Raw genomic sequence first — 15,306 nt, 5'->3', positions numbered from 1 at the left:
CTAGAACAGGCTTCCCTGTTTCGGTGGCTCGCCGGCCTTGACCGTGCGCTTTCTGGCCCCTGATGGCGCGGCGCCGCCTTCCGTCGTCATGGCGCCGACGCGGCCGTCGGCGAACTCAATGGCTATGCCCATGCCGGCGGAGAGTGCTGACGCCTGCGAGACCGGCCTGTTGTCCTCATCGCGGATGACGGCATAACCTCGTTTCAGCACATTCTTGTAGGAGAGAGACTGAAGAACGCGGTCCTGCGCGGAAAGCTCGGCGCGGGCGCGCGTCAGCTGATGACGGATTGCAGTATCGGCATGACGCGAGAGATTGCCGAGGCGCTCACGCCCGCGGTCGGTCTGTGTCTTCAGCCGGGCCGGAAGCGAGGCGAGGATCGCCTCCGCACGTTCGATGCGGGACTTCGAGCGGTCGAGCAGGCGCTCGACGGTGCGTTCGGCCCGGGCCATGCGTTCGTTCAGAAGCTGCCGACGCTCTGTGATGCGGTTGGACAGCACGTCCGGCCGCAGATGCGAGGCGACACGCTCGAAGCCGCGGCGCTTGTTGATGGTGTTGAGCTCCAGCCCGCGGCCAAGGCCAGTGGCCGCCTCATCGAAGCGGCGGCGGGGCAGCGCCAGAAGCTGATCAAGCGACGGCAGGGCGCGCATCAGAGCACGGACGGACTGGCGGCGCTGATCCATCTGGCGGCTCATGCAGCCCTGCAGGCGGGCAGTGAGACCAGCGACCTGGGCCTCAAGCTCGGCCTTGACGGGCACGGCCATTTCAGCAGCACCGGTCGGTGTCGGGGCACGGACATCGGCAGCGTAATCGATCAGTGTCCAATCGGTCTCGTGGCCGACAGCGGAGATCAACGGAATCCGGCTATCGGCTGCGGCCCGCACGACGATTTCGTCGTTGAAGCTCCAGAGATCTTCGAGACTGCCGCCGCCGCGGGCGACGATCAGCACATCTGGGCGCCGAATATCGCCGCCAGGCTCCAGCGCGTTGAAGCCGTTGATAGCGTTTGCCACCTCCTCGCCGGAGCCTTCGCCCTGCACCTTGACCGGCCAGACGATGACATGGACGGGGAAACGATCGGAGATGCGATGCAGGATATCGCGGATGACGGCACCCGTCGGCGAGGTCACGACGCCGATTACCTCAGGCATGAAAGGCAGGCGCTTCTTGCGTGAGGGATCGAAAAGGCCCTCGGCGCCCAACCTACGCTTACGCTCCTCGATCAGCGCCATCAATGCGCCGGCGCCGGCAGGCTCCAGCGTCTCGATGACGATCTGGTATTTGGATGAGCCGGGGAAGGTCGTGACCTTGCCGGTCGCAATCACTTCCATGCCCTCTTCCGGGCGGAACTTCAGGCGGGAAAAAGTGCCTTTCCAGATGACTGCATCGATACGAGCGCGGTCGTCCTTCAGCGAGAAGTAAGCGTGGCCCGAGGAATGCGGGCCGCGGTAACCCGAAATCTCGCCGCGCACACGCACCTGATCGAAGGCTGTCTCGACGGTCCGCTTGATGGAACCGGAGAGCTCCGAGACCGAATATTCCGCAAGGTTGGTAGGCGAATCGCCGTCAAAGACATTGCTCATCCCCCCTTTCTATTTTGATCGCCCCTAAACGGAAAGGTCGGGGTAGGAGAAGGGCGAATTTTTATTCAAAAATCGGTGGGAGACCCAAGAAATAGGGATATCGCTACTCCAAAAAAAATCTTAGTATCATTCACGTTCGTAGGGAGTGGCGAACACCGACCCGAAAAATGAGCATGCTGGTGACAGTGAGTATTCCCCGCCGATGGAAGGCGCGGGAGCGATCGCTTCTTTCATCGTCGCTATGCTCAACCATTATAGGTATCGGCTCGCCCTCTTTCCGAACAACCAGTCGATCAGGCGCCGATCGAATCGTCAGCGTGATGCTGCTTCGTTCTACGTCGTTGCTGTTGCGGGGGAGTTCCGTTTACGTAAATGAGAAAGTAACGGAACTTTTCAGCCTGTAACAGAGTTGACTTATATCGAAACGCATACCCGGCGCAAGCCGGAGGAAATGCCGTCAGGTGAACGCATCCGTAACCATGGCTGCAATTGCAGCTTTCATTAAGGGTGGCCAATAAACTTTTGTTAGCGGAGGGCCCCTAGGCTCCTCGCAAACGACCTGAAGAAGAGGTGACGACATGATCATCCTGACAGCAACCACCCTGGGCCTCACCGCTGGCCTTATGCGCTCAGCCGGCGTCATTGCAATCGTCGCCATGCTGATCGCCGCAACCTTTGCCATCGCCGCGATTGTCTCGGGCGGTGCGGTTTCATTCCTGGCGCTTTTCTACACGATCATCGGTTACAATGCCGGCCTGCTGCTTTATCTCGGCGGCCTCTTTACCACCGATCGCCTGCGGGCTGTGCTCGTCCACTCCTGAAAGACAGGACATCAGTCTGACGCTGGCCGGTAACGGAAGAACTGGACGCCGCTATCGGCAGCTTTCGGCAGCGGGTCGAAATACGCAGGAATATTGCCCTTGCCCAGCTGCGCATAAAGCCCGTCGGGCTTCAATCTGGCGATTTCACTTGTCTGCAGATCATCCGGGCAGAAGGCAAGCACAGTGACGCCCGCTCCCTTCAGAAATGCCTCCGCCTCCTGTGGCTCGGCCAAACCGATATGCATCTCGGTCAGCATGCCGCCCTGGTTGCGATGATAGGGCGCCGATAAAACACGGTTGGCGGTGTAGCGCAGGATCGGCACACCCATTTCCGACGGCGCCGAGACGAGACCGGCAGCCAGGCCGCGAAGCGGCGCCAGCGCCTGCCTGGAGGAACATGAAGGGCTCTCTGCCTCCTCCGTATTCTTCGTCTTGTTGACCTGCATCTCGACGAGCGCGCCGCCGACGGCCCATACCGCCGGCACGCTTGCGAGAACCGTCACGATATAGACAAGGGCAGCTGCGGCATTTTCGCTGTCGCCGTTCGACATGCGGCGCACGTCGATGATCAGCAAGGCAAGCGGCAGGATGGACAAGAGGTTTGAGAAGACGGCTCCCCGGACCTGGACCAGTGCGACGGCCCAGCTAACGCTCAAAAGCGCCAGAAAGACGAGATGGACCTGCGCGCGATCGCCCTGCACGGAGCGGAAAATGCAGACGGCGATCGCGAGCAGGCCAGGCGCATAGAATGCGCCGATGGAAAAGGGATCTGTCCGGCTGAGCGCGAGAATGGATTGCGCTTCCGAGACATTGCGCAGCCAGAGCTCGACCAGCATGGGATCGAGATCGGCAAGCGGATTGCGCAGGCACTCAGGCGCAATGACCATAGCCGAACCGAAGACGGCGGTGCCGACCGCCGCAATCACGGCGAAACGCAAGCCGCGGGCGAGACGGCTGGCAAAGACCGCGGAAGCGAGCAGCAGCCCGCCGCCGATGGTCGCCAAGCTGTAGAAACCGAGCGAGAGATTGTCGCACGTTACCGCCGAATAGTGCTGCGGCGGCACCGTCGCAAAGAAGAGGATGCTGATCGCAACAGCGAGGCTGAGGCCGAAAGCCTTAATGGCCGCGGCAAACGGCTCACCTTCCCAGACCCAGAGAAGCGCCACCACCAGGCAATAGATGGCAACGAAGGGCGTGGTTTCCGCGCCGATCGCGATCGCCAGGGCGGCTGACGCGCCAGCAATGACGTAGTTCCAGGCGCGCTGTTTTTCATCGAAGAGCATCGCCACCATGGTTGCGACAAGCGCGAGCTGGGCATTGTGATGATCGATGGCGCCTGGCGCGAAGCGATTGCCGGTATAGATCGCCATGCCGGCAAAGCAGAAAGACAGGTGCATGCCGGCAAGGCCGCCGACACGACGGCCGGCAAGGCCCATGGCAAGCATGGCAGGAAAAACGAGCGACAGGGGCCAGACCACGAGTGCGGCAGCTTCCGTAGCATCATGGCCGAGGAAGAGGCCGAAGAAGCGGATGAGCGCAGCGATCGGCAGGTCGATCAGCCGCGACCAGTGCATGAGCGTGCCTTCGCCGAGGCCGAGCCGATACTGCATCAGATCGAACCAGCCCTGCCCGTTCAGGAAATCTCTGACCTCTACGAGGCGCATGCCGTCGTCATTATCAGGGCCGACATAATCGACCGGCCCCCCGGCATATTTGATGACGGTGACAATGCCGATCAGGATAACGGTGTAGATGAGGGCGGATGGCAGGAGACGCGTCAGCATCTGCCGGATACTGCCGACGAATCCAGTCCTGGCTGATGCGGATTGCGCCTTGGCGATCGGCTGCACTGCGTTCATCATGATAGCCAGGTCGTTGCGGGATGGGCAAACCTTAGCCTTGGCTTGTCAAGAAAGTGTAAACCACAGGACGTGACAGCTTTCGTTTCTTATAGGGGCTTGTTAACGCTGCATGGCGTAAATTCGCCGCGGTTTCTTTGTAACGAGTGTAACCCAATGGCGCGATCGCTCAGCGAAAGTCCTGATATTGCCGTTCTGCTTCCCTGCTACAACGAAGCGGCGACGATCGGGGCTGTCGTCAGGGGGTTCCGGGCGGCACTGCCCGATGCGCATATCCATGTCTACGACAATAATTCCACCGATGGCACGGCGCTGCATGCCATGCTCGCCGGCGCGCATGTCGTGCGCGAGCGGCGCCAAGGCAAGGGCCATGTGGTGCGGCGGATGTTCGCCGATATCGATGCCGACATCTACATCATCGCCGACGGTGACGGGACCTATGCGCCCGAGGATGCCGAAGAGCTGGTGCGGACGTTGCTGACGGAACGGGCCGATATGGTGGTCGGCACACGGCGCGGCGTGCACGACGATGCCGGCCGGCACGGACATGCCCTCGGCAACCGACTGTTCAACATCCTCTATCGCGCGATCTTCGGGCCTGACTTCACCGATATCTTCTCCGGCTACCGGGCCTTCTCACGCCGTTTCGTCAAGAGTTTCCCCGCGGTTTCCGGCGGCTTCGAGATCGAGACGGAAATGTCGGTACATGCATCGCGGCTGAAATTGCCTGTCAGTGAACTGGAACTGCATTACGGCAGGCGCCCGGAAGGCTCGCATTCGAAACTCTCGACCTTCCGCGACGGCGGCAAGATCCTCTGGATGTTTGCCATGCTGATGAAGGAAACGCGGCCCTTCGCTTTCTTTGGCACGATCAGCGCCTTCTTCATGCTGGCAAGTCTTGGCTTCATGGGGCCGGTGCTGGCGGAATATTTTGCGACCGGTCTCGTCAGCCGCATGCCGACCTGGGTGCTTTCGACGGCACTGGCGATGATCTCCATCATGCTGTTTACTGCTGGCGTGATCCTCGATTCCGTTGCGCGGGCGCGGGCTGAGCAGTTGCGCATCCATTATATGAGCCTTGCAGCACCGGTTTCGGTAAAGGATAAAACATCAGCCATAACGCTCGATGGCAAGAAAGCGGATGCCGCATGAAGAAGCTTCTTCGTTTCGCGATTGCCGGTGGGCTGGGCTTTATCGTCGATGCGGGCGTGCTTGCGCTGCTTCTGCACCTGACGCCACTCGGTCCCTTCATTGCCCGGCTGTTTGCCATTGCGCTCGCGATGGCGACGACATGGGCCTTCAACCGGACTTTCACGTTCGACCGGTCAGGCCGGTCGCTGGCGGCAGAAGGCTTCCGCTATGGCTCGGTCGGCGTGACGGCCGCCCTCGTCAATTATGGGCTCTATTCGGCGCTGCTTCTGTCATTACCGGCGCTGCAGCCGCTTGTCGCGATGGTGCTCGCGACTGCAGCGTCGATGTTCTTGAGCTTCTTCGGCTATTCCCGCTTCGTCTTCCGCGGCAAAGCCGAGTAGGATTAAACAGCTTCCCAACCATCCTGCTCACTGGCGCGGTAGATGGCGTCGACGACCTTCTGATTGAGCTTGGAATCTTCCAGCGTGACGATCTCTTCCTTTTCGCCTGCAGCAGCGCGGGCAAAAGCTTCCGCCTGGCACCTGTACTGGCGGCTGTCCTGGAAGCGGATGATCTGGGATTCGTTATGACCACGATTGGTCACTTCGATCTCCTCAGGGCCCCAGCGATTGGCGTTGAAGGGCGACTTCACCTCGATATAGCCGTCGGTGCCGTGGAAGACCATGATCTGGCGGCCGGCCATCTGGGTGGAAATATAGAAGCTCAGCTCGAAGTCACCGAAATCGGCCTTCACGCTGGAATAGATATCGGTGCCGAACTCGGCATCACGCTCGGTGATCGCCTGGACCCAGGACGGCTCTTTGCCGGTGGAGAAGCGGGTGCTGATGACGGGATAGACGCCGATGTCAGGCAGGCCGCCGCCACCGAGTTCGGGAATATTGCGCATGTTGCCGGGGTCGCGGTTGTAATAGGTGAAGGCACCCTGCACGTGGCGAAGGTCGCCGATCGCGCCATCCTGGAGAAGCGAGCGAACCTTCCGCCAGACCGGCGAATAGGTGACCATGAAGGCTTCGCTAATGATGACCTTGTTGCGGTTGCGGGCGGCGATGAGATCGTCGATCTCGGAGGCCTTGAGCGCAATCGGCTTTTCGCAGAGCACGTGCTTGCCGGCATCGGCAGCCTTGATCGACCATTCGACATGCTGGGAGGTCGGCAGCGGAATATAGACGGCATCGATCACGTCGGAGGCCAGCATTTCCTCGTAGGAGCCAAAGGCATGTGGCACGGAGAAGCGGTCGGCCATCTCACGGGCGCGGGCAAGATCGCGGCTGGCGACAGCGGTGATGACGCAGTTTTCGGCGTCCTGAATGGCGGGAACGACATTGTCGCGGCCGATCTTGGCCGTTGAAATTATACCGAAACGCAGCATGGGTTGTCCTCCTGAAATCGATCGGGCGCACCTTATTCAGCCCTCCCGCGCGGCGCAATGGCGCGACGGCCGATCACAGAAGTTTGGTTTCCTTCGAGGGCACTCCGCGCTAGGTTAGTTGGGAACGGCGTTCTGCCGTTTCCTCCGATTTCAATCACTTCAATATTTTGGGAGAGCGCCATGGAAATGCGCCGGCTTGGAAAAACAGGTCTTTCGATCTCGCCGATCGTCTTCGGCGGCAATGTCTTCGGCTGGACGGCCGACGAGAAAACGTCCTTCGATATTCTGGACGGCTTCTTCGATGCGGGTCTCAACACGATCGACACGGCAGACGTCTATTCCGCCTGGGTGCCAGGCAATAAGGGCGGCGACTCTGAAGAGATCATCGGCAAGTGGCTGAAGAAGGGAAAGGTTTCCCGCGACAAGGCCGTGATCATCACAAAGGTCGGCTCGGACATGGGCCAGGGCAAGACTCTGAAAGCCGCCTACATCTTGAAGGCAGTCGAAGACTCGCTGCGCCGACTGCAGACCGACTATATCGACCTTTATCTCTCGCATTGGCCGGATGCCGACACGCCGCATGAGGAATCGCTTGGCGCCTATGCCAAGCTTCTCGAACAGGGCAAGATCCGCTCCTTCGGCTGCTCGAACTATGATGCGAGCCTGCTGCAGGCTTCATTCGACGCCGCCGACAAGGCAGGCCTGCCACGCTATCAGGCGCTGCAGCCGGAATATAACCTCTATGAGCGTTCGAGCTTTGAAGGCCCGCTTGCCGATCTCTGCGTGAAGGAAGATATCGGCGTCATCACCTATTTCAGCCTCGCAGCCGGCTTCCTGTCGGGCAAGTACCGCAGCAAGGCGGATACGGAGGGCCGCGCCCGCGAAGGCCGCGTTGCCCAGTATCTCAACGACAAGGGTATGCGCATCCTCGCGGCACTCGACAAGGTTTCGGCTGAGACGGGCGCCAAGCCGGCAGAAATCTCTCTCGCCTGGCTGTTGCGCAAGAAGGGCGTGACGGCGCCGATCGCCAGTGCTACCAGCCTTTCGCAGCTTGAAAGCCTGGTGAAATCGGCAACGCTCAAGCTCTCCGACGAGGCAATGGCGCTGCTCGACGAGGCCGGTGCCTGAAACGAGGTGATGGCATGACCGTGACGATCCGCGATGCAAGGCCTGAGGACGAAGCAAGCTGGCGTGCGCTCTGGGCGGACTATCTCGATTTCTACGAGGTCACCGTCGATGCCGATATTACCGATTCCACCTGGCGCCGGGTCTTCGATCCGGCGTCGGCAATCTTCATGCGGGTGGCGGAACTCGACGGCGAAGTCGTGGGCTTTACACTCTGCCTGACACATGAAGGCACATGGATCCGCGGTAGGGACTGCTATCTCGAAGACCTGTTCGTATCAGAAAATGTGCGCGGCAAGGGTGTCGGCCGGGCGCTGATGGACGACCTCGTGGCCCTCTGCAAGAAGAACGGATGGTCGCGGCTCTACTGGCATACGAGCGAGCAGAACAAGACGGCACGCGCGCTCTACGATACATACGTGAGGAGTGACGGCCACATCCGCTACCGCATCAATTTTTGAGTTGCGGAAAGCCCTCATACCATTCGGAATGATCACCTTCCCAATTGGCCATGCCCGGCTTGGTCAGGATGCCGCGTGGGCGCACATAGCTCTGGATCACCCGCTTCGGCCGCTCATGCCACTGGATATTGAAGGCCCATAGTTTCGGGAAGAAGCAGAGCGAGGCATAGGGCAGGTGGTCATGGATCCACCAGGCGAGCCTCTGCCAATCGCTTTCGTCACTATAACGATCGACCACCCAGGGAACGGCGATGCAGACGGCCGCTCCCATGCAGCCGTCGAAGTCGCGCATGTCCCAGATGTGATGGGCGGCGGTGGCGGCATTGGTCGAGCAGTTCAGCTTGTTCTCATTGCCGAAGCGGTTGACCGCGGGCGAGCGGTAGCCGGAGCGGATGTGAAGGCGCCCGAACGTCGCTTCCAGAGGCTCCAGCAATTCCTCGCAGAGACGCCGGCCCGTCTCCACGGCAAGATCGGGATCGTCGGGGATGTTCGGGATACGATAGAAGTCGGCGATCTCTGAGTGGAGGAAATCGCGGAAGAAGAAGTTCCGAGACAGCCGCACCCGGCCGAGATCCTCCAGTCCGTTCATCGATCCCGGTTTCTTCATGCGCAGTCCCTCCCGATTGCTCCCGACATCATTGCCCGGAAAATGGAGCCGTTCCACCCGAAATGCGCCGGGAACAATTAGCGCGGTATTCGCTTCTATTGATGTCGCCGAAAGGGCGTAAATCCCCCAACGAAGGAACGGAACAATGGCCAAGGAAAAGACGCTGGAAGATCTGTTTTACGATACGCTCAAGGATATCTATTTCGCCGAACGGCAGATATTGCGCGCCCTGCCGAAGATGGCGCGTGCTGCCCAGTCGCAGGAACTGAAGGTGGGTTTCGAGAAGCATCGCGAGGAAACCGAAGGTCATGTCGAGCGGCTGCAGCAGGTCTTCGAAATCATCGGCAAGCGCGCCCAGGGCAAGACTTGTGAGGCGATCCAGGGCATCATTGCCGAAGGCGAGGAAATCATCGAAGAGTTCAAAGGCACTGCCGCGATCGATGCAGGCCTGATCTCCTCGGCCCAGGCCGTCGAACACTACGAAATCGCCCGCTACGGGACACTGAAGACCTGGGCGCAGACTCTGGGCTTCAAGGAAGCTGTCACGCTTCTCGATCAGACGCTGCAGGAAGAAGGCAAGACCGACCAGCTTCTGAGGAAGCTTGCAACGACTGCCGCAAACCAGAAAGCGTCTCGCGCAGCCTGATACTTGTCCTCATACCGGCAAGGAGAGCGGCCGGCGTCGGCTACTCTCCTTCTTCCAGCCTTGCCTTCGGCGACGACCCCGCTATCATTTCCTTCAGAATGTGAGGCGAGGTGTCGATATGGCCGACAGGCAGGCAATCGAAGCAACGGTTCATCTCTATGTCGAGGGCATGGCCTTCGCCAATGAAGCAGCCCTGAAGAAAGCCTTTCACCCGAAAAGCTCGATCATCGGGCACTATCAGAATGCGGTGGAATGGCTCTCGCGCGACGAATTCATCGCCGCGATCCTTGAGGAAGGGGGCGCGCCGCCCGGCACCCAGCCTTATATGGATATCGGCAGCATCGATATTTCCGGCGACGCTGCAACCGTGAAGGTGACCGATGATTTTGCCGGCATGCGCTTCACCGATTATCTCTCGCTGCTGAAGGTCGACGGCCGCTGGACGATCGTCAGCAAGCTCTATCATCTTCACCTATAGAAAGACCGGCAGCTTGCGCCGCCGGTCTTCTCAAACTGTCTGTTAGCCGGATCAGCTTCTCAGGACGCCGCCGGTGAATTTGGCGACGCTGGCGACGATCTTCTGCGTCAGCGCTTCAAAATCCTCATCCGTCAGCGTGCGCTCAGCCGGCTGGATCTGGACCTCGATCGCAACAGACTTCTTGCCCTCGCCGACCGAGGCACCTTCGAAAATATCGAAGACGTTGACGCCGGTGATCAGCTTGCGATCGACGCCGGTGGCCGCCTTGATGATGGCGCCGGCTTCCACCGTCTTGTCGACGACGAAAGCGAAGTCGCGCTTGACGGCCTGGAAGGGCGAAAGTTCGAGCGCCGGCTTGGTGCGGGTCGCCTTCTTCTTCGGCTCGGCCATGGCATCGAGATAGACTTCGAAGCCGCAGAGAGCGCCGGAAATGTCAAGCTTTTCAAGCGTGGTCGGATGGAACTCGCCGAAATAGCCGAGGATCACCTTCGGACCCATCTTGATCGTGCCGGAACGGCCGGGGTGATACCATTCGGGACCGCCCTGCTCGATCTGGATATTGCCTGTCGGCAGGCCGCAGGCTTCGATAACGGCAAGCGCATCGGCCTTGGCATCGAAGACATCAACCGGCTTGCCGCCGCCTTTTGCCGCGTTCGACCACATGCGGCCGGCGCCGGAAAGCGAGGCCGTGCCGCGGCGGATGCCGCCGGCGACGCGCCGCTGGCCTTCCGGCGTGTCGTTTTCGTAGGTGCCCGACACTTCGAAGATCGCCACATCGCCATAGCCCTTGTCGGCATTGCGCTGGGCAGCGGTCAGCAGGCCCGGCAGCAGCGAGGGGCGCATGTCCGACATTTCGGCGGCAATGGGGTTGGCGAGCTTGAGGGCCGGAGAACCGCCGCCGAAAAGCTTTGCCTGATCTTCCGGGATGAAGGACCAGGTGACAGCTTCCAGCATGCCGCGCGAGGCGAGCGCGCGCTTGGCGGAGCGGGTGCGGATCTGCAGCGTCGTCAGGATGCGACCGTTGACCGCAGCATGACTTTCGAGCGGCGCCGGCTTGATGTTGTCGACGCCGTGGATTCGCATGACCTCTTCGACGAGATCGGCCTTGCCGTCCACGTCAGGACGCCAGGAGGGAACGGCCACGGAGACGCGTTCACCGGAACCGGAGACCTTGAAGCCGAGACGGGTCAGGATTGTGTTGCTTTCGTCCGTCGAGACTTCGAGGCCGGTCAACCGCTTGACCTCCGAGTAGGGGAAGTCGACGATCTTGGGCGCGTAACCCGTGTAGCCGACAATCTCGGCCTTTGCCGGGGCGCCGCCGCAAAGTTCCAGCACCAGTTCCGTCGTGCGCTCAAGGCCGGGAACCATGTATTCCGGATCGACGCCGCGTTCGAAACGGTAGCGCGCATCGGTGATAATGCCGAGCGCGCGGCCAGACTTGGCGATGTTCATCGGATCCCAGAGAGCGGATTCGATCAGCACGTCAACGGTGTTTTCATCACAGCCGGAATGTTCGCCGCCCATGATGCCGCCGATCGATTCAATACCGTTCTCGTCGGCGATGACGACATTGTTCGGGCCGAGCTTATATTCGCGCTGGTCGAGCGCCAGCACGGTTTCGCCTTCCCTGGCGCGACGCACAGTCAGGTTGCCCTTGACCTTGGCAGCGTCGAAGACGTGCATCGGCCGGCCCTGGTCGAAGGTCATGTAGTTGGTGATATCGACGAGCGCATTGATCGGGCGCAGGCCGATGGCGAGCAGCCGCTGCTGCAGCCAGCGCGGGCTCGGACCATTCTTCACACCGCGCACGAGCCGTAGGCCGAAGCCCGGGCAGAGCTTCGCATCATCGAGATCGAGCGCCAGTTTGACCGGCGTTTCGCCTTCGACGGCGAAGGACGGCGCAGGTCGCGTCTTCAGCGTGCCGAGGCCGGAGGCTGCAAGATCGCGGGCGATGCCATAGATCGAGGTGCAGTCCGGACGGTTCGGCGTCAGGTTGATCTCGATGACCGGATCGTCGAGATGCGAATATGCGGCGTAGCTCGTGCCCACGGGCGCATCTTCCGGAAGGTCGATGATGCCGTCGTGATTGTCGGAGATCTGCAGTTCCTTTTCCGAGCACATCATGCCGCGACTTTCGACACCGCGGATATTGCCGACCGACAGTGTCACGTCGATGCCGGGAACATAGGTGCCGGGAGCGGCAAAGGCGCCGACGAGGCCCGCACGCGCATTCGGCGCGCCACAGACGACCTGTACCGGAGCGCCCTCACCGATATCGACCATCAGCACCTTCAGGCGGTCTGCCTGCGGATGCTTTTCAGCCGAGAGAACCTTGGCGATGACGAAAGGCTTGAAGGCCGCCTTGTCGTCTACATCTTCCACTTCCAGCCCGATCTCAGTCAGGCAGGTGCAGATTTCATCGAGCGTGGCATCCGTTTCCAGATGATCCTTCAGCCAGGAAAGCGTGAATTTCATAGGTCCAATCCTCCCTTAAACGCTCAGGCCGCCGAACAGCGTCGGCATGTCGAGCGGGCGGAAGCCGTAATGGTTCATCCAGCGAACGTCGGCATTGAAGAAGTCTCGCAGGTCCGGCATGCCGTATTTCAACATGGCGATGCGGTCGAGGCCCATGCCCCAGGCAAAGCCCTGATATTCATCCGGATCGAGGCCTCCATAGCGCAGCACGTTCGGGTGGACCATGCCGCAGCCGAGGATTTCCATCCAGTCCGTGCCCTCGCCGAACTTGACGATCGGGCCGGAGCGGTCGCACTGGATATCGACCTCGAAGGAGGGCTCGGTGAAGGGGAAGAAGGACGGACGGAAACGCATCGTCACGCTGTCCACCTCGAAGAAGGTCTTGCAGAATTCCTCGAGCACCCAGCGGATATTGGCGACATTGGCCTTCTTGTCGATGACGAGACCTTCGACCTGATGGAACATCGGTGAATGCGTGGCATCGGAATCCTGGCGGTAGGTCTTGCCGGGAATGATGATACGGATCGGCGGCTTCTGCGATTCCATGGTGCGAATCTGCACCGGAGAGGTATGCGTGCGCAGAACCTTGCGCTCGCCCTTCTCGTCCGGATTGAAGAAGAAGGTGTCGTGCATCTCGCGGGCCGGATGACCCTCGGGGAAATTCAGAGCCGTGAAATTGTAGTAGTCGGTCTCGATATCGGGGCCTTCAGCAATCGAGAATCCCATGTCGCCGAAGATTGCGGTGATCTCGTCGACGATCTGGCTGATCGGATGGATGCGGCCGCGCTCGGCGGGGGACGAACGGACCGGCAGGCTGACATCAACCGTTTCAGCCTTCAGGCGGGCGTTGATCGCAGCCTCCTTCAGCACCGATTTGCGGTCGGCAAGGGCGTCGGTTACTTCGTTCTTCAGTGCATTAATTGCTGCGCCGCGGGTCTGTCGCTCTTCCGGCGTCATGGCGCCGAGCGTCTTCAGGAGCTCAGAAATCGAGCCCTTCTTGCCGAGCGCGGAAACACGAACGGTTTCGAGCGCAGTCTCATCATTGGCGGCGGCAATTTCGGCAAGCAGAGAGGATTTAAGCTGGTCGATATCTGACATTGTCTTCTTTCCGTCCAGATCAGGCGGCGTTCGAAATGGCGGGCCGGGCGGCCGGCGCCAGCACTATAGAGAAAGAAAAACCCGCGCTAGCCCAAACCAGCGCGGGTTTCCCAAAATTCAAAATAGCGTCAAGCTTGGGAAGCGCTGGTTAACGAACCGCGCCTTCAAACTCGTTGGCCGTGCCGGTTTCCTTGAGATACTCAAGGGCCTTCTTGGCGGCAGCAACCAGGGCGCCGAATGCTTCCGGCTCGTGGATTGCCATGTCGGAGAGGACCTTACGGTCGACTTCGATGCCAGCCTTGTTCAGACCGTCGATGAAGCGGCCGTAGGTCAGGCCGAATTCGCGGACGGCAGCGTTGATACGCTGGATCCAGAGGGCGCGGAAGTTGCGCTTGTTAACCTTGCGGTCGCGGTATGCGTACTGCTTGGCGCGATCGACGGCAGCCTTGGCGGTACGGATGGTGTTCTTGCGGCGGCCGTAGAAACCCTTGGCCTGCTTCAGAACCTTCTTGTGCTTGGCGTGGGCGGTGACGCCTCTTTTTACACGTGCCATTTCATGATCTCCTTAATCTAACGCGTTACCGGAATAGTCTCAGAGACCGTTCGGCAGATAGTTCTTCACAACCTTGCGGCCATCGGGTTCTGCCAGAACCATCGTGCCACGTGCGTCGCGAATGAACTTGTTCGAGCGCTTGATCATGCCATGGCGCTTACCAGCGGCAGCCGCCTTGACCTTGCCGGTGGCGGTGATCTTGAACCGCTTCTTGGCAGAGGACTTCGTCTTCATCTTGGGCATTTTGCTACTCCGTTCTGAGAGCTCCTCACCCGCTTCATAAAAGAAGCCCTTCTGCGAAAGTCCTGTTACGGTCTTCGCCAAAGGCGTGGGAGCGTTTGTTGTTGATCTGCGGGGCCAGTGACGAAACCTGCCCGCAAGCATTCGAAACTGCCACGGCATGCCCTGCCGGTCAGTTCGGACGCGCGCTTATAACCGCAGCGTCATGAAAGTGCAACGGGGCGGATGATGATTTTTGCCGCCCCGGAAAACACAAAAGCCGCCCTGTCGGACGGCTTTGAGCGAAAGGGATGCGGCACCGATTACTTCGGCGCCAGCACCATCATCATCTGGCGGCCTTCGAGCTTCGGCTCGGCTTCCACCTTGGCAATCTCGAGCGTGTCGGCCTTGACCTGCTGGAGAAGCTTCATGCCGAGTTCCTGGTGGGCCATTTCGCGGCCGCGGAACTTCAGCGTTACCTTCACCTTGTCACCTTCGTCGAAGAAGCGACCCATCGCCTTCATCTTCACCTCATAATCATGGGTGTCGATGTTCGGGCGCATCTTGATTTCTTTGACTTCAACAATCTTCTGCTTCTTGCGCGCCTCGGCGGCCTTCTTCTGGTTGGCATATTTCAGCTTGCCCAGATCAAGGATCTTGCACACCGGCGGCTCGACATTGGGAGAAATTTCGACAAGGTCGAGGCCGGCTTCTTCCGCCATTCTCAAGGCCTGGTCGGTAGGCACGACGCCCAGATTCTCACCGTTCGCCCCAATCAGCTGAACTTTGGGAATGCGGATTTCACGGTTCGAACGCGGTCCATCCTTTACGGGCGCGTCGGTTTTAAAGGGTCTGCGAATGG

Annotated in this window: 16 protein-coding genes; 7 read left to right on the top strand and 9 right to left on the bottom strand. The window is 60.1% G+C overall.

What is annotated here, in order from left to right:
- Positions 1 to 1,581 (bottom strand): exodeoxyribonuclease VII large subunit, encoded by a 1,581-nt coding sequence (gene xseA / locus PMI11_RS03420; protein ID WP_007813322.1) that lies wholly within the window; start codon positions 1,579 to 1,581, stop codon positions 1 to 3.
- A 578-nt stretch (positions 1,582 to 2,159) separates the two neighbouring features.
- Between xseA and PMI11_RS03415 the strand changes: the two genes are divergently transcribed.
- On the top strand, positions 2,160 to 2,402 hold the full coding sequence (locus tag PMI11_RS03415; protein WP_007813321.1) for a hypothetical protein: 243 nt from the start codon (positions 2,160 to 2,162) through the stop codon (positions 2,400 to 2,402).
- Positions 2,403 to 2,413: 11 nt separating this feature from the next.
- Here the strand turns inward: PMI11_RS03415 and PMI11_RS03410 are convergent, their stop codons facing one another.
- Positions 2,414 to 4,261, bottom strand: a complete 1,848-nt coding sequence (locus PMI11_RS03410; protein ID WP_037070625.1) for a hypothetical protein — start codon at positions 4,259 to 4,261, stop codon at positions 2,414 to 2,416.
- Positions 4,262 to 4,417: 156 nt separating this feature from the next.
- Here PMI11_RS03410 and PMI11_RS03405 point away from each other — a divergent pair, with 156 nt between their 5' ends.
- Positions 4,418 to 5,413, top strand: a complete 996-nt coding sequence (locus PMI11_RS03405; RefSeq protein ID WP_007813319.1) for a glycosyltransferase — start codon at positions 4,418 to 4,420, stop codon at positions 5,411 to 5,413.
- A complete protein-coding gene (locus PMI11_RS03400; RefSeq protein WP_007813318.1) occupies positions 5,410 to 5,793 on the top strand; it encodes a GtrA family protein in 384 nt (127 codons plus the stop codon). The genes PMI11_RS03405 and PMI11_RS03400 overlap by 4 nt, the downstream gene beginning before the upstream one ends.
- A gap of 2 nt (positions 5,794 to 5,795) precedes the next feature.
- On the opposite strand, the gene PMI11_RS03395 is transcribed toward PMI11_RS03400, so the two are convergent.
- Positions 5,796 to 6,782, bottom strand: a complete 987-nt coding sequence (locus PMI11_RS03395) for a Gfo/Idh/MocA family protein (RefSeq protein ID WP_007813317.1) — start codon at positions 6,780 to 6,782, stop codon at positions 5,796 to 5,798.
- A 180-nt stretch (positions 6,783 to 6,962) separates the two neighbouring features.
- Between PMI11_RS03395 and PMI11_RS03390 the strand changes: the two genes are divergently transcribed.
- Both PMI11_RS03390 and PMI11_RS03385 read left to right on the top strand, forming a co-directional pair.
- The gene (locus PMI11_RS03390; protein ID WP_007813316.1) at positions 6,963 to 7,910 is read left to right on the top strand and encodes an aldo/keto reductase; all 948 of its coding nucleotides are present in this window, start codon (positions 6,963 to 6,965) and stop codon (positions 7,908 to 7,910) included.
- A 14-nt stretch (positions 7,911 to 7,924) separates the two neighbouring features.
- Positions 7,925 to 8,368 (top strand): GNAT family N-acetyltransferase, encoded by a 444-nt coding sequence (locus tag PMI11_RS03385; RefSeq protein ID WP_007813315.1) that lies wholly within the window; start codon positions 7,925 to 7,927, stop codon positions 8,366 to 8,368.
- On the opposite strand, the gene PMI11_RS03380 is transcribed toward PMI11_RS03385, so the two are convergent.
- The gene (locus tag PMI11_RS03380) at positions 8,358 to 8,975 is read right to left on the bottom strand and encodes a hypothetical protein (protein WP_007813314.1); all 618 of its coding nucleotides are present in this window, start codon (positions 8,973 to 8,975) and stop codon (positions 8,358 to 8,360) included. The two genes, PMI11_RS03385 and PMI11_RS03380, sit on opposite strands and share 11 nt — an antisense overlap.
- A 145-nt stretch (positions 8,976 to 9,120) precedes the next feature.
- On the opposite strand from PMI11_RS03380, the gene PMI11_RS03375 reads away from it, so the two are divergent.
- Positions 9,121 to 9,621 carry a YciE/YciF ferroxidase family protein gene (locus PMI11_RS03375; protein ID WP_007813313.1) on the top strand — a complete coding sequence of 167 codons (501 nt, stop codon included), beginning with the start codon at positions 9,121 to 9,123 and terminating at the stop codon, positions 9,619 to 9,621.
- 118 nt (positions 9,622 to 9,739) lie between these two features.
- Positions 9,740 to 10,099 (top strand): nuclear transport factor 2 family protein, encoded by a 360-nt coding sequence (locus PMI11_RS03370; RefSeq protein ID WP_007813312.1) that lies wholly within the window; start codon positions 9,740 to 9,742, stop codon positions 10,097 to 10,099.
- 51 nt (positions 10,100 to 10,150) lie between these two features.
- On the opposite strand, the gene pheT is transcribed toward PMI11_RS03370, so the two are convergent.
- The 5 genes from pheT to infC form a co-directional block, all read right to left on the bottom strand.
- Positions 10,151 to 12,574, bottom strand: a complete 2,424-nt coding sequence (gene pheT, locus PMI11_RS03365) for a phenylalanine--tRNA ligase subunit beta (RefSeq protein WP_007813311.1) — start codon at positions 12,572 to 12,574, stop codon at positions 10,151 to 10,153.
- A gap of 15 nt (positions 12,575 to 12,589) precedes the next feature.
- Positions 12,590 to 13,672 carry a phenylalanine--tRNA ligase subunit alpha gene (pheS, locus tag PMI11_RS03360; RefSeq protein ID WP_007813310.1) on the bottom strand — a complete coding sequence of 361 codons (1,083 nt, stop codon included), beginning with the start codon at positions 13,670 to 13,672 and terminating at the stop codon, positions 12,590 to 12,592.
- Positions 13,673 to 13,820: 148 nt separating this feature from the next.
- Entirely contained in the window at positions 13,821 to 14,225 is a 405-nt protein-coding gene (gene rplT, locus PMI11_RS03355) for a 50S ribosomal protein L20 (protein WP_007813309.1), read from the bottom strand.
- A 39-nt stretch (positions 14,226 to 14,264) separates the two neighbouring features.
- A complete protein-coding gene (gene rpmI / locus PMI11_RS03350; protein ID WP_007813308.1) occupies positions 14,265 to 14,468 on the bottom strand; it encodes a 50S ribosomal protein L35 in 204 nt (67 codons plus the stop codon).
- Between the two features lie 299 nt (positions 14,469 to 14,767).
- Entirely contained in the window at positions 14,768 to 15,304 is a 537-nt protein-coding gene (gene infC / locus PMI11_RS03345; RefSeq protein WP_037101391.1) for a translation initiation factor IF-3, read from the bottom strand.
- Positions 15,305 to 15,306 lie beyond the last annotated feature (2 nt).

It is taken from the genome of Rhizobium sp. CF142 (assembly GCF_000281145.1).
Taxonomy (GTDB): Bacteria; Pseudomonadota; Alphaproteobacteria; order Rhizobiales; family Rhizobiaceae; genus Rhizobium.
Note: the sequence above shows the minus strand (reverse complement) of the source record. Positions and strands in the feature narration are given on the sequence as shown.